The 26,384-nt window shown below is 67.6% G+C and carries 16 protein-coding genes and 1 pseudogene; 7 read left to right on the top strand and 10 right to left on the bottom strand.

Annotation, left to right across the window (positions count from 1 at the left end; all coding sequences use genetic code 11):
* Positions 1-104: 104 nt before the first annotated feature.
* Together B141_RS0135330 and B141_RS0135325 are read right to left on the bottom strand one after the other, a co-directional pair.
* Complete coding sequence (locus B141_RS0135330; protein WP_020579900.1) at positions 105-3,170, bottom strand: helicase-related protein; 3,066 nt, start codon at positions 3,168-3,170, stop codon at positions 105-107.
* Entirely contained in the window at positions 3,167-4,573 is a 1,407-nt protein-coding gene (locus tag B141_RS0135325; RefSeq protein WP_202806033.1) for a sigma-70 family RNA polymerase sigma factor, read from the bottom strand. Before B141_RS0135325 ends, B141_RS0135330 begins: the two co-directional genes overlap by 4 nt.
* Before the next feature lie 458 nt (positions 4,574-5,031).
* On the opposite strand from B141_RS0135325, the gene B141_RS48330 reads away from it, so the two are divergent.
* Entirely contained in the window at positions 5,032-6,132 is a 1,101-nt protein-coding gene (locus tag B141_RS48330; RefSeq protein WP_026257873.1) for a DNA cytosine methyltransferase, read from the top strand.
* A 68-nt stretch (positions 6,133-6,200) separates the two neighbouring features.
* Here the strand turns inward: B141_RS48330 and B141_RS0135315 are convergent, their stop codons facing one another.
* Both B141_RS0135315 and B141_RS0135310 read right to left on the bottom strand, forming a co-directional pair.
* Positions 6,201-7,019: a hypothetical protein gene (locus B141_RS0135315; protein ID WP_237742890.1), complete on the bottom strand. Its 819-nt coding sequence runs from the start codon at positions 7,017-7,019 to the stop codon at positions 6,201-6,203.
* 635 nt (positions 7,020-7,654) lie between these two features.
* Complete coding sequence (locus tag B141_RS0135310) at positions 7,655-8,647, bottom strand: LacI family DNA-binding transcriptional regulator (RefSeq protein WP_020579896.1); 993 nt, start codon at positions 8,645-8,647, stop codon at positions 7,655-7,657.
* A gap of 399 nt (positions 8,648-9,046) precedes the next feature.
* On the opposite strand from B141_RS0135310, the gene B141_RS0135305 reads away from it, so the two are divergent.
* Positions 9,047-13,213 carry a GH92 family glycosyl hydrolase gene (locus B141_RS0135305; protein WP_020579895.1) on the top strand — a complete coding sequence of 1,389 codons (4,167 nt, stop codon included), beginning with the start codon at positions 9,047-9,049 and terminating at the stop codon, positions 13,211-13,213.
* Positions 13,214-13,269: 56 nt separating this feature from the next.
* On the opposite strand, the gene B141_RS44535 is transcribed toward B141_RS0135305, so the two are convergent.
* From B141_RS44535 to B141_RS0135290, 3 genes are read right to left on the bottom strand one after another with little or no spacing between them, the layout of a single operon-like run.
* On the bottom strand, positions 13,270-14,358 hold the full coding sequence (locus tag B141_RS44535; RefSeq protein WP_020579894.1) for an ABC transporter ATP-binding protein: 1,089 nt from the start codon (positions 14,356-14,358) through the stop codon (positions 13,270-13,272).
* Positions 14,355-15,965, bottom strand: coding sequence for an ABC transporter permease (locus B141_RS0135295; RefSeq protein ID WP_020579893.1), 1,611 nt, complete (start codon positions 15,963-15,965; stop codon positions 14,355-14,357). Before B141_RS0135295 ends, B141_RS44535 begins: the two co-directional genes overlap by 4 nt.
* 17 nt (positions 15,966-15,982) lie before the next feature.
* Positions 15,983-17,011, bottom strand: coding sequence for an extracellular solute-binding protein (locus B141_RS0135290; RefSeq protein WP_020579892.1), 1,029 nt, complete (start codon positions 17,009-17,011; stop codon positions 15,983-15,985).
* Positions 17,012-17,211: 200 nt separating this feature from the next.
* Between B141_RS0135290 and B141_RS0135285 the strand changes: the two genes are divergently transcribed.
* Complete coding sequence (locus tag B141_RS0135285) at positions 17,212-19,893, top strand: AMP-binding protein (protein WP_020579891.1); 2,682 nt, start codon at positions 17,212-17,214, stop codon at positions 19,891-19,893.
* On the opposite strand, the gene B141_RS0135280 is transcribed toward B141_RS0135285, so the two are convergent.
* Together B141_RS0135280 and B141_RS0135275 are read right to left on the bottom strand one after the other, a co-directional pair.
* Positions 19,845-21,911 carry a PQQ-binding-like beta-propeller repeat protein gene (locus tag B141_RS0135280; RefSeq protein WP_157181533.1) on the bottom strand — a complete coding sequence of 689 codons (2,067 nt, stop codon included), beginning with the start codon at positions 21,909-21,911 and terminating at the stop codon, positions 19,845-19,847. The two genes, B141_RS0135285 and B141_RS0135280, sit on opposite strands and share 49 nt — an antisense overlap.
* Positions 21,912-22,028: 117 nt before the next feature.
* A complete protein-coding gene (locus B141_RS0135275; RefSeq protein WP_020579889.1) occupies positions 22,029-22,940 on the bottom strand; it encodes a class I SAM-dependent methyltransferase in 912 nt (303 codons plus the stop codon).
* Between the two features lie 285 nt (positions 22,941-23,225).
* On the opposite strand from B141_RS0135275, the pseudogene B141_RS44530 reads away from it, so the two are divergent.
* From B141_RS44530 to B141_RS46585, 4 genes and pseudogenes are all read left to right on the top strand, one after another.
* Positions 23,226-23,557, top strand: a pseudogene (locus tag B141_RS44530) (IS607 family transposase); the annotation flags it as partial.
* Positions 23,558-23,559: 2 nt separating this feature from the next.
* Entirely contained in the window at positions 23,560-24,495 is a 936-nt protein-coding gene (locus B141_RS51070) for a helix-turn-helix domain-containing protein (RefSeq protein ID WP_202806032.1), read from the top strand.
* Positions 24,492-25,022 carry an RNA-guided endonuclease TnpB family protein gene (locus B141_RS51065; RefSeq protein WP_202806038.1) on the top strand — a complete coding sequence of 177 codons (531 nt, stop codon included), beginning with the start codon at positions 24,492-24,494 and terminating at the stop codon, positions 25,020-25,022. Before B141_RS51070 ends, B141_RS51065 begins: the two co-directional genes overlap by 4 nt.
* A gap of 98 nt (positions 25,023-25,120) precedes the next feature.
* Positions 25,121-25,753: a hypothetical protein gene (locus B141_RS46585; protein ID WP_020579887.1), complete on the top strand. Its 633-nt coding sequence runs from the start codon at positions 25,121-25,123 to the stop codon at positions 25,751-25,753.
* A 53-nt stretch (positions 25,754-25,806) separates the two neighbouring features.
* On the opposite strand, the gene B141_RS0135250 is transcribed toward B141_RS46585, so the two are convergent.
* Positions 25,807-26,379: a hypothetical protein gene (locus tag B141_RS0135250; protein WP_020579886.1), complete on the bottom strand. Its 573-nt coding sequence runs from the start codon at positions 26,377-26,379 to the stop codon at positions 25,807-25,809.
* Positions 26,380-26,384: the final 5 nt, after the last annotated feature.

Raw genomic sequence — 26,384 nt, 5'->3', positions numbered from 1 at the left:
ACACGGTAGATGTCGCCGCGCAGGTCGACCGTCTGGTCAGGCAGGAACGTGCGCAGGATCTGGCTGCCGCTGCGTCGTCCGAGGACCGTCATGTCGCCGCCTAGTCAGTCGTGGATGGGAGCGGTTGCCTCGACGTCGCGGAGGCTGATCATAGGGGACCGGGGACCGATGTCGCCGACGTACTTGGCCTTGCTAGTGGGATCCTCGAGCTCGGCGAACCAGTCCTGGAGCCAGTCAGCGATCTGCTCGCAGTGCACCGAGTCTTCGGACCCTTCGAGCCCGAGGACCTCCGCCACAGCCTTTGACTCCGCCGCCGGCGTCATCCCGGAGGCGCGAACGTAGTCGCGCAGCTTCGCCGGCGTACTCAACCGCTGTCGGCTCGCTGGCTCGCGAAGCATCAACGTCCGCGCGTTGACGAGTCCAGGGATCGTGAGGTCCAGGACTCTGCGGCTCCGCCGTGTGATCGGGATCGGATCGACGAATCGGTCACCCTGACGTACGTACTGCTCGAAGGTCCGGAACGTCTGCGCGTCCCGCTCGCGGCCGATCTTGTGCAACACGTACACCAGGCCGGGAAACCTACGTCCCACCCGGGCGGTGGTCTGGATGAACTCTGCCGTCGTCAGAGGCATGCCCAACATGACCATCGTGTTGAGCCGGTCGACGTCGACGCCATGAGAGAGCATGGAGCTGGCAGCGACCACGTGTACGCGTTCGCCGAAGTCGTCCTCTGGATCCTCGAGCCGCTCGAGAACTGCGCGCACATCGTCGAATTCGGTCTGGCCGGTGAGCTGCTCGAGGTTGATCCCCCCCACAGTGTTGTTGCTGCCAAGGCTGCGCCCGGCTGCCTCAACGTCATAGAGCGTCATGCCGTAGACGACGTTGGTGCCGTAGAGGCTGACAAGCATGGCGGCGTGTTTGGGGTCGACGTCTGCTTCTGCGCAGACCTTCGTTGGATCATCGAGCAGTTCCCGGATGCAGCGCTGCAGGGAATCGAGAGTGCGGTCACTGACGTGCTCCAATGTCACACCGCGCGGCGCGACAGCCACGAATCGGCGCAACGGGTGCCCCGTCGACGTCGTCCAGAACGACTCACCTGCCTGTGGACCTGGCTCCGGGAAGACCCGTCCATATCTTTGGTAGAGCACGTCGATCTGACGGTCGTAGCCCTCCAGCGTTGCGCTGCTTGCCACGATCTTCGCCCGCGTGCCGCACAGCTCGCTCTGCAGGTGGTCGAGCAGACTTTCATAGTGCGAGTCGACCGCGCCGAGGCTGTCCCGCAACAGGTGTAGCTCGTCCTGAAGGCGCAGGGACGGAGCAAACCTCTCTTCATCCATCGGCAGTGGCTTGAGGACCTGCCCACCTTGACAGTTCGGCACGAGACAGCCGTTGGGCGATTTCGACCGCTCGGCGTAGGTGAAGCCATGCCAGGGCACCGGGCAGAGCTTCTGTGGTGGACCGACGAGACCGCGCATTGCCTGCTGCAGGCCAATCGAGGCCGCTTTGTCCAGCGTGCCGACTACTACCGTCGGCAGGAATCTGAACACCTCTTGGTCGACGATGTACATCGGCAGCGCTCGCCCCTTCGTGGAGCACTCCGCGTTGGTGCAGTAGTGCTCGAGCTTCCAGCGCTCGCGAACGAACCGCATCTTGACGTTCTCGTCACGGCAGAATGGGCAATGCAGCAGCACGCGGTACTTATCTGGCATTCCAGGACTGTCCGGGGTGATGTCATCGTCCTCACCTGGCTTGGGCACGATCTTGTTGGGCGTACCGGCCTTGCCCACCAGGAAGCCCAGGCTGAAAGGGGTTCCCCCGACCTCCTCCTCATTGCGAACCACTTCGGCGCCGGCCAGGGCGTCGGCGAACCGCTGGGTCTGCTGGAGGCTCAGAAGCCGCAGCGGGAACCGCGACCACGCCGTCACGCCCATCGTCTTGCCCGTGAGTCGGTCAAAGAACGCCGCTGTCAGCAGCAGGCCCAGATACGTTTCAGTCTTTCCGCCACCGGTGGCGAACCACACGGTGTCGACATAGCGCGCCTCGTCGGCAGGCTCCGCCAGGAACCGGATGGCCGAGAGAAGAAAGCCGACCTGGAACGGCCGCCACTCTGTATATCCGCGCCCCTCAGCGCTGCGGGCGATCGCCTTGTTCATCAGCTGGAAGGCACGCAGTATCTCGCTGCGGCTACGCAGCAGCTCGAGTCCAGCACGTAGGCGTTCCAGCTCCGCAAACACCTTCGCCGCCGACTCGTCGGCCTCGCGGCGCATCGCTGCTGTCCAGAGGTAGGCTGCTTGCCGCGCATCCAACGCTGCCGATGACCAGTGTGCGTCGTCATATGCGGCGAGGGCATCCACCAGGGCAGCGAGCTGAGGGAGCGGCTTGTCCGCGAGCGTCAGGAACGACAAGTCCGGTGACTCGTATGCAGGGTTCCAATACTGCGGCCGGTAGGTCTGCACTGTTACCGTGTCCGACGTGCGAAACGCTCCGGATGGCAGCACCTCGACGCCGACATTTACTCCGTACGCTGGCACTTCACGGTTATAGCGAAAGGTATCTGGAAGCGCTTCCAGTTGGAACGGCGCTGTCGGAAGTCCCGAAACCTCGAGCTGCGTCTCGTACAGGTGCGAGTCGGTCAGGCCAGGCGCCTTCTCGGGACTGGTGTTGACCAACTGCACGACCAGCTCGGTATCTCTGTGCCAATCTTCGACTTCGACTCGGACCTCAGCCGACAGACCCGGCGCACCCACCGCCGCGAACGCGTTCTCGAGCTGCTTGCGGCCGAACGACCCGCCCTTCGCTTCGACCACCACCGGCACGACCTCCTCCACGAGGTCGCTGCGCCACCAGCGTCGTTTCGGATTCAGCCCGTCCTTCGGGTCCCGCACCCACGCCCGCGCTCGTACCGTCACCGACAGCGACCACGGCGGCGTTGCCGCGGGCCGCAGCCGGACACCGATCGCACACGGATCCAACCGCTCCGACCGCTCATCGGCGGCGCCCTTGCGGACCTCCTCTTCGCAGGCGAGCCGGCCCAGCCAGAAGGTCCCCGATGGCGCTACCTCCAGACGGTCCAGTCCGTCGCCGCGGCCAGCCGCCACGACCCGACGGTCGAGCCAGGACACGAAGGCTTCGCACGCCTGCTCCTCCGACTGGTTCACTGTGCCGGTCATGACGCCCTTCCTCCCATCCAATCGGTGGTCCAGCCGGCCGTCGAATCGTCCGCCAAGTACGACCGCAACACCGCTACGTCTCTGCTCTCCCGCAGGGTCTTCATCGCCTTGACCTGGATCTGCCGGATGCGCTCACGGGTGACGCCGTAGTCGGCGGCGATGGCCTCCAACGTCTCTTCGTCGCCCGTACCGAGGCCGAACCTGCGTTCGATGACGCGGACTGCTCGCTCCGGCAAGAGCATCATGAGCGTCCGCTGTAAATCACATCGGAGCATCGTGTGAGCGACGATCGCGACGGGATCGGTGCGCCCATCTCGCTCCTCCTCGGCAGCAAGGACATCCGACAGTGTCAGGTCGCCATCATCGCCGTACCCCTGATCAAGGCTCAGACACATACGATCAAGGTCCAGCACGGCCTGCACCGCACCCGGATCCATGTCCGCCGCATCGGCAATCTCGTGCACGGAGGGCTCCCGGTCTAGCCCAACGGCGAGTCTCCGAACCGCCTTCCTAACCTTCTGCACCTGCACGTGGAAGTGAACGGGAATCCTGATCGACCTTCCCCGATCGGCGATTCCACGGTCGATCGATTGCCTGATCCACCAGGTCGCATACGTAGAGAACTTGAAGCCTTTCGACCCGTCAAACTTGTCGGCTGCACGCATCAGGCCCAGGTTGCCGTCCTGGATCCGGTCAGCGAACTCGACACCGTTCCCTTCGTACTGCCGCAACTTAGCGATCGAGACCACTAGTCGTTGGTTGGCGCAAACGAGTTCGGCGTGGGCATGCCGCCCGTCTTCGACCCGAGTCTGCAGACTGCGCCGGATGCTCGGCGTAAGCCCGCGCTCGCCTGCAGCTTCGAGTTCCTCTTGGGCAGCGTGGCCCTGCGAGATCAGAGACCACAGTTCGACCTCCCGTGGCCCGTCGATAAGCGGATACCGGCCGATCGTGTGCAGATACTGGCCGACCGAGTCCTCCTGGAGCTCGTAGCCCTTCGGGGCGGATCGCCTCGGTCGAGGGTCGGTGGAGTCGGGTAGGTCGACTCCGGCTCCTTCCAAAAGGACCAGCAGCTCACCAAACTGGGTGGAGGAGAGACTCCGCTTAGTGGCCAGCACTGCTACCTCGGCTCGGGTTAGGTGCCCGCCTGTGCGGGACCAGTCCCCTAGGAGATCGTCGAGCGCCTGGCCCACGATGTCATCGGCGGGCCGTGACATCGGAAACTCCGGCTCTTCCCCGAACATCCACGCTAGGTCATCGACAACCGTGTGGGTCTCGGCGCCAATTGACTCGCGGAACGGCACAACGTTCGCCCCCGCCGCGTTGACTGGAGCGACGGCAGTGGAGACGGGACCGGACCCGACAGCGGTCGGCTCATTCACCGAATCCGTGTCGACGTCAGTCACGCCGTCCTGCACCAGAGCGATCAGCAACGCGTCAATGTCGCGGTGGGTCAGGCTGTGCCGGATGGTGAAGTCCGCCACAAGGGACTGGGCTTCCCCTCCGCCATGGCGGGAAAGAATCGTGCGCAGCTCGCCCACCAGGGCGCGGGTATCACGCTTCGTCCCACCCTTGGGACGCTGTGCAGCCAATCGAATCGAGTTCGCCACGACTCCCCCCATATCTGTGAGGACTATGGTAGGGAACTAGCCTGGCGGAGTGCAGACGTTTGATCGTTTCCCCGCTTCGACCTCGCCGGCATTCCTGGCCGACCAAGCGCTTGGGCATTGCGACCAGCATGGACGTGGAGCAGCCACAAGAGTCAGCTGCTGCCAGGGCTCTGAAGCCTCCAGCCGGTCCGGAGTAGCTGTGTCCGAGGAGTCGGACATCGGCGGCGCCGAGCAATCTACTACAGTCAGCCAACATGGCACCCCGAGCTGTCAGGATATCGGCAGTTGACCTCTTCTGCGGCGTCGGCGGGCTCTCCTACGGATTGCAAGATGCAGGCATCCACATCGCTGCGGGCGTCGACATCGACGATGCTTGCCACTATCCGTACCGCGCTAACGTACGAGCGGCCTTCGACAAGCGTGACGTTCGTGAGCTGACTGTCAACGAGCTGGGTGACATGTGGCCGGCCGGGGCCGTCCGTGTTCTCGCAGGGTGTGCGCCGTGCCAACCGTTCTCGTCGTATCGACGCGGGGTGGACACGTCCCACGAGGCCCAATGGCCACTCATCAACGAGGTCCGCCGACTAGTCGACGGAACATTGCCCGAGATCGTTACGATGGAGAACGTTCCTCGTATCGGTAGAACCAAGGTCTTTACAGACTTCGTTGCTCGCCTGCGGAAGCTGGGCTATCACGTGGATTACGAGTCGTGTTACTGCCCGGCATACGGGGTCCCGCAGCACCGTCGACGAATGGTTCTGGTCGCTTCACTGCTTGGCGAAATCGCCGTCCCGAAAGGCGCGACGCCACCCGCTGACTATCTCACGGTTCGCCAAGTCATCGGCGAGCTCGGCCCAGTGCGCCATGGAGAGACACATCCGGGCGATCGTCTCCACAAGAGCCGAACACTGACCATGCTCAACCTCGAACGTATAAAACGGTCCACTCCCGGAGGTACCTGGGAGGAGTGGCCCGAGGACCTTCGAGCGCCGTGCCACCGCAAGGCATCCGGCGCCACATTCCGGAACGTTTACGCCCGCATGACCTGGGACGAGCCGTCCCCGACGATTACAACCTTGGCCTACAACTTTGGCGCGGGCCGATTCGGGCACCCCGAACAGAATCGCGCAATCACTCTCCGCGAAGCCGCGATGCTGCAGAGCTTCCCGTCGGACTACGAGTTCGTAACTCCGGAAGAGCCAGTTCAGTTCGCGCCGCTCGGCAGGCTAATCGGAAACGCTGTACCGCCTAAGCTCGCAGCAGCAGTGGGCGCGGCAATCGTTGAACACGTGAAAGCCGCAAAGGGATCCGTGCGTAAGGTCCCGCGACGTAGGATCACACCTGCATTGCGGTGAGATGCAGGCATCAAATGAACTGGTCAGCAGCCGCACTGGATGCTGGGCAATAGATGAACCTGAGACATCTAGCGGACACGTTCGTGTTCGATGAGCACCGTGCTACCCCCCGCCCACATGGCTCCGCACGTGGGGCATTCGATCTTCCACTCATCCATGCCCGGGATCTCGATCACGCGCCCGACATTCTCGCTACTCGAAGGGCATCGGCGCCCTGCGGACCCGCACCCAGGTGGACTCTTTCCCTCTGCCTCCTCGTCTACAGAGTCCTCGTATTCTGCGTCGTGACCTTCCCGGCCGTACGTCGCGAACTCGCGCCGCGTGGCGCGAACGATGCTGGCCAGCACTGTGAGTCGGTCAGGCCCGAGCTGACTCAGGTCTGATCGCAGGCGGATGAAGACCGTGCCCGACGCCCCCAGGAATCGCCATTGCTCGTCTGAGTAGAGGTCGTCCCACCCGAGCACCTGCTCGAAGCCCGTTTCGCCTGTCGCGTAATCGACGGGCGAGTAGAGGCAACTGTCGTCGAGGACAGGCTCATTGCAACTGAATCCATGGTCTCGGAACCGTGTCGCACACACGGTCAGCAACGATCCATACGCGGGCGGATGTGTCGTGAGTTCGACGAGGGTTCTTTGGTCCTCGTCCGTGAGTTCGATGACAGTCAGTGAGCACTGGTCGAGTGGCAACAAGGCCAGACCCCATCTTGAGCTCTCATCGTGCTCCTCGTTCTCACCAGGCGAGTACGTGAAGTACTGAAGGACACCCTCATGAGCTACATCGGACATGGCAAAGGCTATCCATGGCCTGTCCTGGTCCGCTCCCGTTGATGCCCAAGCTGCCGCCAGCCGTACCAGCCAGCCGATGTGATCCGGTTCTGCGACCTTCAACAACACAACCTCGTCAGCCTCGCTCCCGCCTCGGTGGATTACGAGATCTGTGGTCCAGGAAGGCCGTGAGTCACCAGCTACGGCAGAGAACTGCTCCCGATCAAACACTCGTTCCCCCCATCCGACTTAGCCCCCACTGTGCCGACCACCTATCGGCTGTTCCTGTGATCGATCGCCACGCCGAACAGCCTTTCTGAGTGAGACTAGCCTCTGGGCGCGAGCGGATCATCTGCGCTAGCCGGCTGCTTCGACAAGTACACGCTGACCCCACGGAGGCGCCGGTCCCCGAACGGTTCTCGGAAGCGCTGGTTTGCCGGGCCGTTCACAGCCCGGCACACTGCCCAGATCGTCAACCGGACACATCGTTCGGCTCCGCCTCATTCGTTGGAATTGCCCGCGCAGTGGAGCGGTCCGACGATGGAGTTACGCTGACCACGCCCCGGGTTCGCTACCGTCCAGTGGCTACGACCGCCTGCAGTCTCCCGCATACCGCCTCAGGTTCGTCGAGGGGAGGCAGACTTCGCCGCGTGTCGAACCACCATCGGTTGACTTCTCCCCAGGCCGGCGTAGCCGCCGTGCCGCAACCGCTTCCGCTGACCAGCGCCGTGCATGAAGTGGGCGCCGCCGGTCGGGGGTCAGCGGTGACCCCAGCGTGGGGTCCACGCTTTGTGGGTGATCAGGTCGGTCGGCACCGTGATGTGGCTGGCCCGCCCAGCATGGCCGGCGATGCGGGCGAAGAGCAGCTCTGCCGCGTGTCGCCCGAGGTCGGCCGCGTCATAGCTGACGAGGGTGACCGGCACTCCGAGAAGGTCTGCGAGTTCCACATCGTCGAAGCCGGCGACGGCTGCGCGGTGGCCCGCCTGGTGGACGGCGGCGAGCACGCCGACCGTCATGCGGTTGTTGTCGGCGAAGATCGCCGAAGGCGGCGAGGCGGCGGTGAGCAGGTCCAGCGCGGTGGTTCGGGCGGCCTGCGTATCGTGATTGTTGAGCCGGACGAGGTCGGGATCGGGTTCGATGCCGGCCGACCGCAATGCCTTGCGGTAGCCGGCGAGCCGGCGCCGTCCGGTGTAGACCGCCGACGCGCCACCAATGTAGGCGATGCGGTCGTGACCAGCTTCGATGAGTTGGGTGACCGCCCGCAGGGCGCCACCTTGGTTGTCGAGTACGACCGTGTCGGCGGTCGTTCCCCGTGGGCGACGGTCGATGAACACGGTCGGAGCCCATCGCCTGAGCCGTTCGTACAGCTCCGGGCGCTCCTCCTTGGTCGGAACGACGAGCAGCCCGTCGACCCGCCGGCGCAGCAACTCGTCGAGGATGTCTCGCTCCCGATCGGCGCTGCGCCGGGTGGCGCCGAGGATGACCAGCTTGCGGTGGTGCTGCGCCACCGAGTCGACGCCCTCGGCGATGCGTGAATAGAACGGGTTGCTGACGTCCTCGATCACCAGGCCGATGGTGTCGGTCGAGCGGCCCGGACGAAGCCGTTGCGCCATCGGGTTGGGCCGAAAGCCCAGCGCAGCAATGGCGTCCTCGACGCGCTGCCGGGAGCGCTCGCCGACGTACCGATCGTTGTTGACGACCCTCGACACCGTGCTGTGGCTGACACCGGCGAGCCGAGCGACGTCGCCCATGGTCGCCTCTCGCGAGCGCGCACCGTGGTGGCCTGCGCCGTCTGGTTCGCCTGCTGACACCAATCCCCGCCTATCTAGCGTCCGCGTGTGTGCTCGGGTTGCCGGCAGACCAAGCAGGCCGCCAAGATCCACAACGAAGACAGGCTACCTATGTCGGCTGGAACGAATCATCGCCGAGCGGCGCAGCCGGAGTGCGTAGCGGTGTCCAAGGCGGCCAGGTGGTGGATCTTGACCGCCTAGATCCGTCTGGTTACGTTCCCAGAACATCCAGCGGCACCCTCCCTGCGGTCACGGCTCACGGCAGTCCACCGCGACGGAGGTCAACCTCTCGATGGGGAAGGGGCTTGTATGCACCCGACCAGAAGACGGCCAGGCAGGCGAACACGCCAGGTGGCGCGAGTGCTCGCCCTTGCCCTGGCCCTGCCCGCCGCGGGCGCGCTCAGCGGCGCACCGATGGGCCTCAACCACGCAGCCGCTGACACAGAACGGTTCTTCTCCTCCTTCGAGCCAGGAGACCCCCAACCGACGTGGACGGACACGGTCGAGCTCGACCTGTCAGGTGCCAAGCGGGCTTCAGGTGTCAAGCCGCTGGCCGGCAACGCCACACCGCCGGCCATGACCAGCGCGCTCGCCGGCGGCCCGTCGGCGCCCTACAACGCGAAGTCGGGCGTCGGCTTCACCGGACTGAAGTCGTTCCAGTACGGCGGATCCCACACCGCCAAGGGTCACGGCTATTCCTACAACAAGGTCTTCGACGTCAACGTGCCAGTCACGGCGACCACCGAGTTGTCGTACCTCATCTATCCACGTTTCATCACCGACGACCTCACCTACCCGAGCACCTTCGCCGCCGTCGACCTCGCGTTCACCGACGGCACCTACCTCAGCGACCTCGGTGCGCAGGACCAGCACGGCGCGACCCTGAGCCCGCAGGGCCAAGGCGAGTCAAAGACGCTGTACGCCGACCAGTGGAACGTCAAGCGCTCGGTCATCGGCAAGGTTGCCGCTGGCAAGACGATCGACCGGGTGCTGATCGCGTACGACAACCCGCTGGGGTCGGGCGACTTCGGTGGCTTCATCGATGACCTCCGGATCGGTGGCAGCACCGCGCGGGATCACGCGCGCCTGACGGACTGGGTCGAGACGGCCCGTGGCACCAGTTCCAGCCGTGAATTCTCGCGTGGCAACAACATTCCGGCGACCGCGGTGCCGCACGGCTTCAATTTCTGGACCCCGGTGACCAATGCGCGCACCGAGCGCTGGTTGTACGAATACCACCGCGACAACAACGCGGACAACCGGCCCAAGCTCGAGGCGCTCGCGCTCAGCCATTCAGCAAGCCCGTGGGTAGGTGACCGGCAGACGCTCCAGGTGATGCCGTCGGGAGCTTCGGGTACGCCGATCACCGACAAGCAGAAGCGTGCACTGCCCTTCCAGCACGACAACGAGATCACGAAGCCGCACCACTATCGGGTGGCGTTCGACAACGGCATCGTGAGCGAGATCGCCCCCACCGACCACGCGGCGATGTTCCGGTTCGTCTTCCCTGACAACAACGCCAACCTCGTCTTCGACCACATCGATGATCGCGCCGCCATCAAGATTGACTCCAACACCGGTGTCCTCACTGGGTGGTCGGACTTCCGGGTCGAGGTCGGTGCGGGGCGGATGTTCATCTACGCGACCTTCGACAAGCCGATCGTCGCGAGCGAGACCGGCCCGAAGCAGACCGGCTATGCGAAGTTCGCGGCCGACAACGACCGCACCGTGACGATGCGGATCGCCACGTCGCTGATCAGCCTCGAACAGGCGAAGAAGAACCTCGAGCTCGAGATCGCCCCGGCCGACACGTTCGAAGCGGTGAAGGAGCGCGCGCAGAAGCTCTGGGACGCCAAGCTCGGTGTGATCGAGGTCGAGGGCGCGACCGAAGACCAGCTCACAACGCTCTACTCCAACCTCTACAGGCTGTTCCTCTACCCCAACTCGGGGCACGAGAACGTTGGTACGACGAGCAAGCCGGTCTACAAGCACGTCCTCCAGTCGACCTCGTCGCGGGAGATCCCGGCGGGCACCACCGAGACCGAGACCGGCGCCAAAATCATCGACGGCAAACTCCTTGTCAACAACGGTTTCTGGGACACCTACCGGACCGCGTGGCCGGCGTACGCGCTGCTCACCCCCAAGACCGCTGGTGAACTCGTCGACGGGTTCGTTCAGCACTACCGTGACGGCGGGTGGACTCCACGCTGGTCGGCTCCGGGCTATGGCGGCGGCATGACGGGCACGAGCTCCGACGTCGCGTTCGCCGACCTCTTCGTCAAGGGCGTCCCCGGCATCGACGCGCGGGACACCTATGACGCGGCCGTCAAGAACGCGACCGTGGTCCCGCCCGTCGCCGATCCCTACAACGACACCCATGGCCTTGGCCGCAAGGGTCTCGTCGAGTCGATCTTCCTCGGCTACACACCCACGCGGGTGTCGGAGAGTCCGTCGTGGGCGCTCGAGGGTTACATCAACGACTACGGAATCGCCAACATGGCGGCGACGATGGCCAAGGACCCCACGCTCTCCGATGCGGAACGGCAGCGGTTGCGCGAGGAGCAGGAGTATTTCCAGGACCGCGCCCGCAACTACGTCAACATGTTCGACCCCGCGATCGAGTTCTTCCAGGGCCGTGACTCGACGGGCAAATGGAAGACGACGCCGGAGCAGTACGACCCGAGGGTGTGGGGCAACAACCACGACTACACCGAGACGAATGGGTGGGGTTTCGCCTTTCACGTCCCGCACGACGGTCGTGGACTGGCCAACCTGTACGGCGGTAGGAAGGAGCTGGGCGCCAAGCTCGACACGTTCTTCGGCACCCCAGAGACCGCGAAATTCCCGGGTTCGTACGGCGGCGTCATCCACGAGATGATCGAGGCCCGCGACGTACGGATGGGCCAGTGGGGCATCAGCAACCAGATGTCGTACCACATCCCGTGGATGTATCTCCACGCTGGCGAGCCGTGGAAGACCCAGAAGCTCACCCGTGAAGCGGTACGCCGACTCTTCACCGGCTCGGAGATCGGGCAGGGCTACCCGGGTGATGACGACAACGGCGCATCGTCGTCGTGGTACATCCTGAGCGCTCTCGGCCTCTATCCGCTGCAGGTCGGCAGCTCCAACTGGGCGATCGGCTCGCCGCTGTTCACCAAAGCGACGATCCACCTCGGTGACGGGAAAGACCTCGTCATCAAGGCGCCGAAGACCAGCCAGCGCAACGTCTACGTGCAGGGGTTGAAGGTCAACGGCCAGACGTACCAAAAGTCCTACCTCCCGCACGACCTGCTCGCCAAGGGTGCGGTGTTGGAATTCGATATGGGCCCGCGTCCGTCGAGTTGGGGCTCGAGCAACGACGCCATGCCTCCGACGATCACCGACAACGCCGACGTTCCCCAACCGCTGCAGGACGCGACCGGGCCCAACCGGGGCACGGCCACGCCGGCCGCGTTGTTCGACAACAACTCTGGGACCGAGGCGACGCTCTCCGGTAACCAGCGCTGGGCGCAGTACGAGTTCCGCAACGGTACGAAGCAGCAGATCAGCTTCTACACCCTCACCTCCGGCAAGGGTGACAGCGGCGCCGACCCGCGCAACTGGACCTTGCAGGGGTCGAACGACGGCAAGACGTGGACCGTGGTCGACAAGCGGGACAACGAGACGTTCCGTTGGCGGCAGCAGACCAGACCGTTCAAGCTGGCCAAGCCGGCGAACTTCTCCCACTTCCGCATCGCGTTCACTGGTAGTGGTACGTCGACCAGCCTCGCCGAGGTGGAGTTCCTGACCTCCGACAAGGTGGCGGCGACTCCGATCTCGGTGGACCTGACGCCTGCGATCGGCTGGGTCGGCAAGTCGACCACGCTGGATGTCACCGTCAAGAACACCGGTAACTCCACGGCCAGTGGGGTCATCAAGGCAAACGTCCCAGCCGGGTGGAGTGTGCAGCCGGAAAACGCGACGTTCGACCTCGCCGGCGGGGCGACCAAGGTGGTGAAGCTGGATATCAGCGTGCCGAAGGACACCGAGCCGAAGACCCACCCGGTCGAGGTGTCGGTGACGTCCAACCGGGGCGACGCGACCGGCTCCACCAGCCTCCACGTGTTCGGCAACGTGATCGCGTTCACCCCCGACACCGCGGCCGAGCAGTTCTGGCTCCACGAGAATGGGCTGTCCCAGATCGCCACCTGGAGCCCGGTCTACGACGGCCACGCCCGCTTCGCCGACAACGACCGCTACTTCGTCTACCGCTTCGACATTCCGCAGGGTGTCACCGGCGGCTCCCTGACCCTGGACATCGCTCAGCAGTTCCTCGTCCAGGTCTCAACGGACGGTAAGACCTGGCGGACCGTACTCGAAGAGAAGGAGAACGTACGCGATCTGTCCAACCGGGCCGAGCGAACGCTCGACCTCAACGAACTACGCGGCGACAGCGGCACGCTCTATGTGCGGGTCGGCGACAGCCATCCGGCCGACGGCTGGGGCGCCTGGCTCGCCAGGACCCGCCTCGCCATGGACGGCATCTGACGGAACGGAGGTGACGGCGCGGTCCGGCCCCCGCATCAGTGGGGCCGGACCGCGCGCTAGTTCTGCGGCTCCGTCTCCGCGGTCGCCAAGGAGGGGGCCTCGTGGATGGCGATGACGTGCGGCTCGCCGATGACCCTCACGGAGACCCGCGACCCGATCGGCGGGGTCTCGCTACCCAGGGTGCGAGCGCAGACGTTGGCGCGGTCCCCCGCGTGATCGTCGAGGCGCAGTTCGACGAGGGCGTCGTGGCCGTAGAACGCGGTGCGCGTCACCTCGGCGACGCAGGGAGACGCGGCCGGGTCGCCGAGGCGTAGCTGCTCGGGCCGGATGATCACCTCGCAGGCACCCGAGCCCGACGCGAGAGGTGCTGGCAACGCTCCGAGGGCGCACGTGACGACGCCGTCGCGCAGTTGGCCGGACAGGAAGCAGGCCTCGCCGAGCGACACGGCCGAACGCCGGTCGGACGGCGCACGGTAGACGTCGACCGGCGCGCCGACCTGGGTCAGCCGACCCTCGTGCATGATCGCCACCTGGTCGGCGAACGACAGCGCCTCGGCCTGGTCGTGCGTCACGAGCACGACGGTGGCCTGCTCGTGCGCGAGCGCCGCGGCGACGGCCTCACGCGTCGCCACGCGCAGCTCGGGGTCGAGGGCCGAGAACGGCTCGTCGAGCAGGACGATCCGCGGCCGGCGCGCGAGGGCCCGGGCCAGTGCGACGCGCTGCTGCTGGCCCCCGGAGAGCTGGTCAGGGCGCCGGCGCGCGAGGTCGCCGGACAGGCCGACGAGTTCGAGTAGCTCATCGACCCGGGCCCTGGCGCGGCGCTCCCGGCGCGGCAGCCCGTAGGAGATGTTGGCGGCGACATCGAGGTGCGGGAAGAGGTTGCCCTCCTGCGCGACGTAGCCGAGGCCGCGTTTCTCCGGCGCGACCCACGTGCCGGGGCCGGCCACGACGTCGTCCCCGACACGGACGTGGCCGGCGTCGGGGCGCAGGAAGCCGGCGACGACGCGCAGCAGGGTCGTCTTGCCGCAGCCGGACGGACCGAGCACCGCCGTGGTGCTGCCGGCGGGGACCACGAGGTCGATGCCGTGCAGCACGGGCGTACCCGAGTGCGACGCTGTGATTCCCGAGAGCTGGAGGGTCTTCACGTCAGGGGCTCCTCGTTCTTGCCGTGGAGCAACAAGTAGGTCAGCGGGGCCGAGAGCACGACGAGCGCCGCGGCGTACGGCGCGGCGGCGGCGTAGTCGAGCGAGGCGCTCGCGTCCCAGAACGCCGTGGCGAGCGTCTGGGTGCCGGTGGGGGCGAGCAGGAGCGTGGCCGTCAGCTCGGTGGTGACGGCGATGAACACGAGCGCGAACCCCGCCATCGTGCCGCGGAGCATGAGCGGCAACTGGACGCGCAGGAACGCCCTGACCGGGCGGTCGCCGAGCGTGCGGGCGGCGTCGCCGAGCTCGGGCGGCACCGCTGCGATGGCGGCGCGCGTGGCGACCATGGCGCGCGGGATGAAGAGGATGACGTACGCGACGACAAGGACCGTGGCGGTCTGGTACAGCGGGCGCACGAGACCGATCGTCAGCGTGATCAGCGCGAGCGCCACGACGACGCCGGGAAGCGACGCCGCGAGGTAGGTGACCCGCTCGACGGCCACGGCGAACCACGACCGGCTCCGGGCGATGAGCCACGCGGCCGGGAACGTCGCCACCGTCGTGACGACCGCGGCGACGAGGCCGAGGGCCAGGGTCGACCACAGCGTCGGACCGAGGTTGGCCGGCTCCATCGCCTGGTCGGCCCGCGAGAGCCACTTGCCGATGCTCCAGGCCGGTACGCCGATGGCGAGCGCGGTGAGCGTCGTCAGCCCGAGGAGGGCCAGCGACGTGGCGCGGCCGAGCCGGGTCCGCGTCGCCCGCCGGACCGTCCCCGAGCCGACGCGTGCGTGCCGCGCACGACCTCGGGCGAGCAGCTCGAGGGTGAGGACGGTGACCGCGATCCCCATGAGGACGACCGCAAGGACGCTGCCCGAGCGGCTGTCGAAGGCCACCTCGAACTGGTCGAGGATCGCCGTCGTGAACGTCGGGAAGCGGAGCATCTCGAGGGCGCCGTACTCCGCGAGCAGGTGCAGCGCCACGAGCAGGACACCGCCGAGCAGCGCGGGGCGGACCTGCGCGAGCCCGACGCGCGCGAAGGTGCGCCATGGACCGAGGCCGAGGGCCCGCGCGGCGTCCTCGAGACCCTGGTCGAGCGAGCGGAGGAGCGCCGCGACGGGCAGGAACACGAACGGGAAGTACGACAGGGACGTCACGATGACGGCGCCGGCGAGGCCCTCGAGCCCCGGCACCAGCGCCGACCACGCGAAGCTGTTGACGAAGGCTGGCACGGCGAGCGGCGCGACGAGCGCGATCCGCCAGAAGCTCGCGCCCGGCAGCGAGGTGCGCTCGACCAGCCACGCGGCGCCGACGCCGAGCACGGTCGAGATGACGCACGTCAGTACGACGAGCGACACGGTGTTGCCGAGGAGCTCGCCGACGCGGGGGCGCCACACGAGCGCGAACGCGTCGCCGGCGCCGGCCTCGAACGCCTTGAGCGCGACGACAACGAGGGGCAGCGCGCACACGAGCGCGACGAGGAACGCGGCCGCTCGCAGCGGCAGGGGTGCGCCGACGCCCCGACGCCCGGATCGGACCGGGGGCGGAGTCGAGCCCGGAGTCGGGGCCGGACCGCTCGGGGTCGGCGCCGTGCTCGTCGGCGCGGTCGTCACCTAGATGACCAATTCCACTAGAGGATCCCCGCCTTCGTCATGAGCTCGATGACCCTGGGCCCGGTAAGCGTGAACGGGTCGATCTTCGGCGCCTGGAGCGAGTCGAGCGGCGGGAGCGCCGGGTCGGACGCGACGCCCTTGCCGACGGCGTACTCCTTGGCCTCGGTCGAGGCGAGGACCTGCTGGCCGTCCTTGCTCGTGATGAACGCGAGGAACTTCTGCGCGTCAGCCGCGTGCTTGCTGCTCTTGAGGACGGCGCCGCCGGAGAGGCTGACGAACGCGCCCGGGTCCTCGTTCTTGAAGTAGTGCAGCTTGGTGTTGCCGCTGCTTTCCTTGTCGAGGGCCTGGTCGCGGTACCAGTAGTAGTGGTAGATGACGCCCATCGGCGACTGGCCGGCGTTCACGGCCTTCATCGTCGCGATGTTGTTCTGGTAGATCTTCGCGCCCGACTTGAGGGCGGCGAGCCACTCGGAGGTCTTGGCCTCGCCCTGGGTGGCGAGCACCGCCGAGGCGATCGCCTGGAAGTCGGCACCTCCGGCGGCCGCGCCCCACTTGCCGGCGAACTCCGGCTTGGCGAGGTCCATGAGGGACTTCGGCAGCTGCGCCTCGGAGATCTTGCTCGGGTTGTAGACGAGCACGGTCGAGCGGGCCGCGATGCCGACCCAGTTCTTCGAGGACGGGACGTACTCCGCGCCGACCTGGGCAACGGTGGCGGCGTCGACCGGCGCGAGCAGGCCGGCGTTCTGGACGGTCGTCATGGCCGGGGAGTTCTCGGTGAGGAAGACGTCGGCCGGCGAGCTGGCGCCCTCCTGAACGATCTGAGTGCCCATCGACGAGTCGTTGCCGTAGCGGATCTGGACCTTGACGCCGGACTTGTCCTGGAACTCGCGCGCCCACTCCTCAGTGAGGTTCTTGTGCTGGGCGCTGTAGATCGTCAGCTTCGACGCGTCGAGCTCGCCGGTGGCCTCGAGGCTGCTGCTGCACGCCGACAGTCCGAGGGTGGTCACCGCCGCGGCGGCGAGGATCATCATCTGGCGGCGCGTCACGAGGGAACTCCTGGTTGCTCGAACGTTGGGCGGCGCAGCCTGGCGGCGACGGCCGGGTCACGGGTGGGCTCGACTACTGCGATCTCAAACCTAGGAAAGGCTAGCCTGACCTGAACGCAGGTTAGCCGAGCCCATCGAGGTTGGCCGAAAGCGGGTCCACCATTTGACTTAGGTATGCCTAACCTTTTTAACTACCTCGCGTGACCGCGACCGCCGTACCCCTCGCACCGGCACTCACCCTGCCGTGGGTGTCCCGACTCGGGGCCCACGGCACCCGCCCCGCACTGTGGACCGCCGAGGGCACCGTCACGTACGCCGACCTCGCCCGACGCGTTGACGGTCTCGCCGCGCGCCTCGCGGGCCCGCGTCGCCTCGTGCAGGTCGAGGGACGCTCCACGGTCGACACCGTCGTCGGCTACCTCGCGGCCCAGACCGCCGGTCACGTCGTCCTGCTCGTCGCGCCCGGCGAGCCGGCCGCCCGGCTGCGCGCGGCCTACCGCCCCGACATCGTGCTGGCCCCCTCTGGCGGAGTCGAGGTCGTCCGGGAAGCGTCCGCCCACGAGCTACACCCCGACCTCGCGCTCCTGCTCAGCACGAGCGGCTCGACGGGTTCGGCCAAGCTCGTGCGCCTATCTGCCGACAACCTCGCCGCCAACGCCGCGCAGATCACCGCCGCCCTCGGCGTCCGCTCCGACGACTGCGCGGCGCTCACCCTCCCGATCACGTATTGCTACGGCCTCTCGGTGCTGCACACGCACCTGGCCGCGGGTGCGAGCCTGCTGCTCACCGACCTGTCCGTCGTCGACGACTGCTTCTGGCAGCTCTTCCGTGCGGCCGGCGCCACGACCTTCCCCGGCGTTCCGCACACCTTCGAGCTCCTCGAGCGCAGCGGCTTCGCCGAGCGGGACCTGCCGCGGCTGAGGTACGTCACCCAGGCGGGTGGCCGCATGGAGCCCGAGCGCGTCCGGCGCTTCGCCGGACTCGGGCGCGAGCGCGGCTGGGACCTCGTCGTCATGTACGGCCAGTCCGAGGCGACGGCGCGGATGGCCTACCTGCCGCCAGACCTTGCCGCCGAGCATTCCGACACCGTCGGTGTCCCCGTACCCGGCGCGATGATCGACGTGGAGGACGGCGAGATCGTCTTCCGCGGGCCCAACGTCATGCTCGGCTACGCCCATGAGCCCGCCGACCTCGCGCTCGGCCGCACCATCGACGCGCTGCGCACCGGCGACCTCGGCGAGGTGACGCGCGAGGGGCTCGTACGCGTCGTCGGCCGGCGCGCGCGCTTCGTCAAGGTGCTCGGGCACCGCGTCGACCTCGACGCCCTCGAGGGCCGCCTCCGCTCGGAGGGCCACGACGTGCGGTGTGCCGGACGCGACGGCCTCGTCGTCGTCGCCGCGTGCGGTGCCACCTCCGCGCCCGCCCAGGAGACGCTGCGGCGCAAGGCGATCCGTGCGTGCGGCGTCCCGCGCGAGGCCCTGCGCGTCGTCTCCGTTGCGGACCAACCGCTGCTCGCGTCGGGCAAGCCCGACTACTCCGCCCTCCTCTCACTGGCCGGCGCGGACCGCCCCGTCGGGGAGGCCTCCGCGCTCGCCGGAGGGACGGACGGGCGTGCGGTCGCCACGCTCTACGGCCGGCTGCTCCAGCGCGACGTCGATGACGAGGCGACCTTCGTCTCCCTCGGCGGCGACTCGCTGTCGTACGTCGAGGTGTCGATCCGGCTCGAGGAATTGCTCGGACAGCTCCCGCCGAGCTGGCACGTGACGCCGGTGCGCGACCTGGAGCTCCTGCGTCCGACGGCGGCGTCGCGGAAGAGCCGGCGGCGCGGCCTCATCGCGGCCATCGCCGCGCGCACGACGTGGCGCACGATGGAGACGAGCGTCTGGCTGCGCGCGCTCGCCATCGTCCTCATCGTCGGCACCCACGCCGACCTCTTCTCGCTCCAGGGCACCGCCAACGCCCTGCTCGTCATCGCCGGCTACCAGCTCGCGCGCTTCCAGCTGGCCGACCCCGAGCGTCGGCGCCGGGCCCGCCGCGTCCTCGGTGCCGCGGTGCGGATCGCCGTGCCCAGCCTCGTCGTCATCGTCGGCGCGCACGTGCTCGGTGGCTACTACGAGACGCGCAACCTCTTCCTCGCCAACTGGGTGTTCGGGCAGGAGATCCTCGGTCCGCCGTGGCGGTTCTGGTTCATCGAGGCGATCGTCGTCGCGCTCGTCCTCGTCGCCGCCCTCAACGCCTCGCGCTGGGTCGCGGCCCTCGACCGGCGCCACCCCTTCGGCCTGCCCCTCGCGCTGACCATCGGCACGTTCGTGCTGTTCCGGCTGCCGATCCTGCCGCTGCCGGTCCCCCGCATGCACGGGTCGGCACTGGTCGTGCTGTACCTCTTCCTCCTCGGCTGGACCCTCGCGCGGGTGGCGACGCCCGCCCAGAAGCGCCTCATGACGGTGCTTGTCGTCGCGATGGTCGGCACCTTTTCGTTCAACCCGACGCGCGACGGTCTCACCATCGCGTTCGTCCTGCTCATGCTCTGGCGACCGGTGACCCGCGTGCCAGCCGTTCTCGTGCCGATCGTCCAGGTGCTCGCGGCGGCGTCGCTGTACATCTACGTCATCCACTGGCAGGCACTCGAACTGCTGTGGGGTCAACCCGTCGCGGCGTTCGTCGGGTCCCTGGCACTGGGGCTCGCCTACTGGTGGGTCTGGACGCGCCCAGTCACGGCGGCCTGGGGCGGCATCTCGCAGCGCATCCGTCGGAGCGGTTCACGGCACCGGCTCAGCTCACCGCGCGCTTCAGTCGCGAGCAGGGCATTGGAAGTGGCCGCGGCTACCGTCGCTCACCCAGGGCGCGCCACCTCCGTAGTGGAGCCGGACCGCGGCGCGTAGCGCAGCAGCCGCGGGCCGTCGCAGAACCACAGGTTGCCGGCGCTGTCCTGGTCGAGCCGGCGGGTACCGGTCTGCCGGATGACCACGACCTTCCACGACCGCGGGTCGATCCGCAGCAGCTGGCCACCGCTCGACACGTAGACGTAGCCGTCGGGGTTGACCCGGATTTCGTCCTGCCAGGTGGAGGAGCCACCGGGCAGGTCCTTGCGCCGGGTGACGACCCGCCGTGCCGGGTCGAAGCTGAAGAGGGTGCCGGCGGCCAGCCCCCAGAGCCGCCCGTCCGGTCCTCTGACCAGGGAGTCGATCGAGTCGGCTCCGGGGACCGGTGTGTACTCCGCCCTCTTCTCGCCGGTCGCCAGGTCAACCGCGAAGAGCTTCGCCTCGGTCGCCTTCGGTGTCGTTCCACCGCCGCCCGCGATCGACGTACCGCCCCAGAGTGTGTCGCCGAGGACGGCGAGGGAGACGACGGCCTGGTCGGGCACGATGTTTCGCCGGACGGTGTAGTCGCCGGTCGTGAGGTCGTACGCCGTGAGCGCGCCGCCCCACTGCCCATAGTCGGGCGTGCTTCCGACATAGAGGGTGCCCTCGGCCCCGACGATCGCGACCGGGCGGTTCTGGCCGTGGCTCGTCTGCAGCCGGAAGAGCTCGCGCGGATTGGTGCCGAGCACGTACGGCCTGCTCGGGTCGTACGCGAGGACCCCGCCGTACGGATAGACCCCGGCGTACAGCAGCCCGTCATGCCAGCCGAACCCGTCCGCCTGGCCGAGCCGCCCCAGCGTGGTGACGGCTTCTGTGGCCGGGTCGAAGACCGCGAAGTTGCCGTTGATGAAGAGGTTCGAGTAGACCCGGCCGTCAGGCCCGGGCGTGAGGTTGGAGAGGTCGATCGCCTGCGGTGGGAACGGCAGCGTGAAGGCCTCGGACGTCCCCGCGCTCGGGTCGTAGCGCAGGGCCTGCCCGGCGTAGTTGCCGATCGCGGCGTACAACGTCCCGTCGATGAAACCCCACCCGACGCCGGCACCGGTGGAGATCGGCGTCCCGGCCGCGCTGAGGACCGCGGCCGGCTGATCCGTGCTCAGGTCGTACCTCCACAGCTGTCCGGAGGACGTGAAGTAGACCGACCGGCCGTCGGGGGCGAGCGGCGCGGTGCCCCGCGAGGTCATCGTGAAGCCATCCCTGATCACCGCACCAGTGTCGGGGTCGAGGACGAACGCCGTGCCGCCCTGGCTGAGCTTGACGAAGAGCTTCCCGCCGGTGAGGTTGATGTCGTACGGGTAGCTCGGCTGGCCCCGCAGCTCCGCCGGTAGGATGTCGCGCTTCTCCCCCGTGGCGAGGTCGAGCCGGATGAGGTGGCCGGCCGACCCGATCGCCGCCCAGAGCACGTTCCGCTCCGGGTCGATCGCGGTGTCGACGGCGTAGAACTGGCCGTCGTACATCGGACCGTAGTCGCGGAATCCCTCGGTCGGTGAGTACGAGAAGGCGCGCGCGCCCGGGTAGGTGCCACCGTAGATCCGGCCGTCGGTGCCGGGCCGGAGGCCGTAGACGTAGGTCTGGCCGGGCGCCGGCGGGCCGAGGTCGACGACCTGATCGGCGCGCGGGTCGTACTGATAGAGGTGCCCGTCGTAGTAGGTGCCGGCGTAGACGAGCCCGTCACTGGCCTGGGTGATGCCCCACCCGCCCGACGACCCTTCGAGGCGGATCGTGCGGCGGAGCTGGCGGTTGATCGGATCGATGACGGAGACCACACCGGGGGTCCCCATCTGGAGGCCGTAGACGACCGGCGTCCCGTCGCCGTCAGTCCCGAAGCACCCCTCATGAAGGGTGAGTGCGGTGGACAGGATGCCGAAGTCGGTGATGGTGCCGGGTGGAGTCGGCCCGGCCGCGCGGGCTGTGCCCGAGCCGGCCAGGACGCCCGTCCCGAGGAGCCCGGCGCCGGCCACCCCAGCCATCCCAGCGCCGCGAAGGAAGGCACGTCTCGTCGGTGTCGTCTCTACCCGGATTTCCGCTGGCTCGGCGTTCACGCTCTGCCCCTCTCGGCGCCCACGACCAGGGCGCGGTCCGCAGTGCTCCTGCCGTGCGACTTCCGGTGATTATGCGAACCCGCCAGAGTTGCGGTCAAGGCCTAAAGTGGCGGCAGATCAGGACGCGGCGAGTTGGAAGTGCCAGATGATGGCCGCCGGCACGCCGCGGTAGGCGGCATTGGCGGCGTCGGTACACCAGCGGTGCAAGGCCCAGATGTTCGGTGGTGAGCCTGGTACGTGCGCGAGCGGCGGGTCAGCGTCGACGGAGCGTTCGTCGTTGTCGTCGACCAGCGGATACGGGCGCCGAGGCTCCTCGCACCGACGGACCACCAGGCCGAGCGGAAGTGCGGCCTGGAGATAGTCGCTGGTGTGGCGGCTCCACGTGGGCATGTAACCGAAGTCGCCGTCGACAGTCTGAACCAACGGCAGGCCAAGATCGGCGAGCAGGCCGCGGGAGTCGGAGATCACCAGATGGCCTCCGGGGCGCAGCACGCGCACGAACTCCGCCAGCACAGGCTCGAGGTCGGGGACGTGGGTGAGCGCCAAGGCACAGACCACCAGGTCCACGTGGTCGTCAGGAAGTGGCAGGTCGTGAAGGTCGGCCAGGACGAACCGACCTTCACGGACCTTGGCCGCAGCCTTGGCCAGCATCTGCGCCGAAGTGTCGACCCCGATCACGTCGTGACCCAGCGAGGCAAGGTACGAAGCATGCCGGCCGGTCCCACATGCCGCGTCCAGGGCCGTGCCAGGCGTCAGGCCATCGAGGATCTCCCGTACGGCCGGTTGTTCCAGGTCGATGAGCTGGTTGGCTTGCTGGTCGTAGAGCTGCGCCCATTCCCGGTATCCGTCCACCGTGGTGATCGGGCCCACCGTGGCTCCGTCACCGAGTTCCGACCCGGCCTCCAGCAGCGCCCGAACCTCCGCCAGACGGGCATCGACGAACTCCCGGCCGTGATCTCCAGCGAAGGCGCGGAGCAGGGCTATGCCCTCAAGACCCAACAAGAACGCAAGCGGGTGCTGATAAATCACCCCGGCACGGTAGGGAAGGCCGAATACCAGCGTCAAAGTATTTCGGATGGGGGCCTCAGGTCGGGATCTCTCGGTCGCCAACATCCGCTCCTGCCCAGTCGAAGCGCGCTTCCCTGGTTGGGATGTGCCGACTGACTGGTCCGTACTCCCCTCGTCTGAAGGAGAAACACGGCGCCCATCGTGACTCTGTGTCAGTCCCTCGGCAGGGGTTTGAACTGCTCGGCGTTGCGTGAGCAAGCGCGATCGAACGTGTGCCTTTTTATGAGTGTGTGAGGTTGGCCGGGTGTGGTGTACGCGCGGGTGTCGTCGCATGATCAACGCTCGGACCTGGACAGGCAGGTCGCGCGGCTCACCTCGTGGGCCACCACGAACGGGTACGAGGTCGGCGAGGTCGTGCGCGAGGTGGGGTCCGGGCTGAACCGGAAGCGGCCGAGGTTGGGAGGGTTTTGTCGGACCCTTCTGCGACAGTGGTGGTCGTGGAGCATCGTGACCGTCTGGCCCGGTTCAGGGTCGAACACCTCGAAGCCGGTCTCGGCGCGCAGGGCCGCCGGGGTGCGCGGGACCGGGCCATGCATGCGGTCACCGCCACCAAGGCCGAGCCGGAAGTTGTGGCCTGAACATGGCGAGGTTCGAGATCCCTGACGGGTGGACAGCGCAGGCGTACCGTTTCGCCCTGGACCCGACCCCGGCGCAGGAACGCGCCTTGTGGTCGCATGCTGGTGCGGCCCGGTTCGCGCATAACCACATGCTCGGCCTGGTGAAAGCGGTCCTGGCCCAGCGGGCCGCCGAACGCACCTACGGCATCACCGAGGCGGACCTGACCCCGGCGTTGGGATGGTCGCTCCCAGCCCTGCGTCGGGCGTGGAACGCCCGCAAGGCGACGGTGGCACCGTGGTGGGCGGAGAACTCCAAGGAGGCGTACAACACCGGCCTGGACTCGTTGGCCCGGTCTTTGGAGGCGTGGTCGAAGTCCCGTAACGGCCAGCGGGCCGGGCAGGTGGTCGGGTTCCCCAGGTTCCACTCCCGCCGTGACCGGGCCTCGGTGCGGTTCACCACCGGCACCATCCGGGTCGAGAACGACCGGCACCACGTGACCCTGCCCAGGCTCGGCACCGTCCGGGTCCACGAGTCCACCCGGAAACTCGCCCGACGTGTCGAGGCCGGGACCGCCCGTATCCTGTCCGCCACCGTCACCCGCGACAGCGGCGGGCGGTGGCATGTGGCCTTCCAGACGCTGGTGAAGCGCAGCGTCGTCCGACCTGCACACGCGCCGGTGCGGCATCCGGTCGTGGGTGTCGATGTTGGTGTGAAGGCCGACAGCCTGCTCGTGGTCGCCACCCCCGAAGGCACAGAAGTCGAGCGAGTGCCCGCACCCAAGAGTCTCACCGCCGCGCAGGCCCGGTTGCGGGTGTTGCAGCGCAAGGCCGCCCGCCAGCAAGGCCCCTACGACACCACGGCGAAGCGGAAGCAGCAGCCATCGAACCGGTGGCAACGCACCCAGACCCGGATCGGTAGAACCCACGCCCGTGCCGCGAAGCCCGGCGGGACGTACTGAACAAGGCCACCACCCGACTCGCCCAGCAGCACCAGATCATCGCCGTGGAGAGGCTGAACGCCTCAGGAATGCGGGCCGCTGGTGGTGCCCGCAAGAAAGGCCTCAACCGCGCGTTGGCGGACGCCGCACTCGCGCAGGTGCGGCGGATGCTGGCCTACAAGACGACCTGGTACGGGTCCACCTTGGTCGAGGCCGACCGGTGGTACCCGTCCTCGAAAACGTGCTCGGGATGTGGCAGCCGAAAACCAAAGCTCGCCCTGTCGGAGCGCACCTACGTGTGCGAACACTGCGGCCAGGTCCTGGACCGGGACCTGAACGCAGCGACTAACCTCGCCCGACTCAGCGAAACCCACCATCTGGGTGAATCGAGTCCCGCCGGGAGTGGCCCGGTGGCAGGACGTGGAGCCACGCAGGAGACCGAACCCGCGCCAGCGGGCGACGCAGCAGGCCGCGAAGCGTCAACCCCGCACGACACCGCCGGTGTCGATCAGACGGGGACCGCCTCACCGCAAGGCGAGGCTGCCTGATGGAACAGAGCACGCTCACGTTTGCTCACCAGAAGACAACAGTTGACAGCCTCGGTAGGGTCTCCAAGGTCCGCCACGGTCGGCCGAAGGAAAGGTTCATGGGCGTCGGAACGGGAATCTTCTTGATTGCGGCCGGGGCCATCCTGTCCTGGGCGGTGGACATTGACCTCCCCTACATCGACGACGATGCGCTCGGGTTGATCCTCGTGCTCGTCGGGATCGCGATCGTGGTCATCGCGGTCATCATGAAGACGAACCGGCCAGAGGCCGGGTTGGGGACGGGCATCGTGCTCATGGCCACCGGCGCGATTCTCGCGTGGGCGGTCGACATCGACGTGCCCTACATCGCCGACACCGCCATGGGTGCCATCCTGATGCTGGCCGGGGCGATCGCGGTAACCGCCACGCTGGTGACCTGGTCGATGAATCGCCCGAGGCGACCGCGGCGTGAGCAGTTCGCCCCGTCCCGAGGTGCCGCGGCCGCCCCCTACCAGGCAGCGGCTTCCCACCACCGCCCCTACCGAGCCGACACCGTGGAGTACTTCGCCGGCATCGACTCCAGCGGCAGGGAACGCTGGATCGTCGGCCGGGTCGAGCAGCGGCAGCGTCGCGCGGACGGTGAATGGGTGTACATGCGACCCACCGACTCCGGCCGGGATGCCGCGTGGGTGTCGGCTGATCAGACCCGAGCGCTGCCCGCTTACCGCGGCAATGACGCGCAACTGCGCTAGCCACCTGGCAGCGCGTTAGTGGAACCCTCGCCGCCCCGGCTCAGCGCCGTGGCTCAGCTGTAGTCGTTCTCGTCATAGTCATCGAGTCCGAGGAGCTTGCGGACCTTGCCAGCGGGTACGGAGCCGTCGTGCCGGCTGGCGGCAACCGCCGCCTGCCCGAGTTCCTGACGCGTACGGGCTGCTGCTGCCCGCCGCCAGTATTTCTGCGCCGCGTTGGATTCAGCGATCAGGTCCCCGATCGGTGCCCGCAGGTTCGCCGGCCACCGCGTTGAGCGCAGGGCGCGAATCTGCGTGGCGTTCGACTCCTCCACGCTCGCCGCGAGGACCCGCAGCTTGCTCACCGGCTTGCCTGTATTGAACGCCTGCTCCAAGCGTTCCAGCGAACGGTTGTAGGGGGCCACGATCTGCAGGTACCGCTCTCTTGCCTGCTCCTTCGACAGCGGGGTAGCACTGGGCTTTGCCGTCGGGGACGGCGTGGCCGCCGGAGTCGATGTCGACGGTTTGGCGGTGACGCTCGGAGTCGCCGACTCGGCGGCGGGCTCTGTCATGGCCGCATCGCCAGTGGCGGGTGCACATCCCGCGAGGGCAAGAAGTGCCGCGGCTGTGACGGTGGCGAACTGACGCATGAGCA

The organism is Actinopolymorpha alba DSM 45243 (assembly GCF_000373925.1).
Classification (GTDB): Bacteria; Actinomycetota; Actinomycetes; order Propionibacteriales; family Actinopolymorphaceae; genus Actinopolymorpha; species Actinopolymorpha alba.
This window is presented reverse-complemented; position numbering and strand designations above follow the sequence as displayed.

What these genes read in the sequence shown, in the direction of transcription:
- B141_RS46585 (WP_020579887.1), top strand. Translation starts at nt 25,121, where the DNA reads ATGGGCGTCGGAACGGGAATCTTCTTGATTGCGGCCGGGGCCATCCTG.
- B141_RS48330 (WP_026257873.1), top strand. Translation starts at nt 5,032, where the DNA reads ATGGCACCCCGAGCTGTCAGGATATCGGCAGTTGACCTCTTCTGCGGC.
- B141_RS0135250 (WP_020579886.1), bottom strand. Translation starts at nt 26,379, where the DNA reads ATGCGTCAGTTCGCCACCGTCACAGCCGCGGCACTTCTTGCCCTCGCG.
- B141_RS51070 (WP_202806032.1), top strand. Translation starts at nt 23,560, where the DNA reads ATGGCGAGGTTCGAGATCCCTGACGGGTGGACAGCGCAGGCGTACCGT.
- B141_RS0135330 (WP_020579900.1), bottom strand. Translation starts at nt 3,170, where the DNA reads ATGACCGGCACAGTGAACCAGTCGGAGGAGCAGGCGTGCGAAGCCTTC.
- B141_RS0135310 (WP_020579896.1), bottom strand. Translation starts at nt 8,647, where the DNA reads ATGGGCGACGTCGCTCGGCTCGCCGGTGTCAGCCACAGCACGGTGTCG.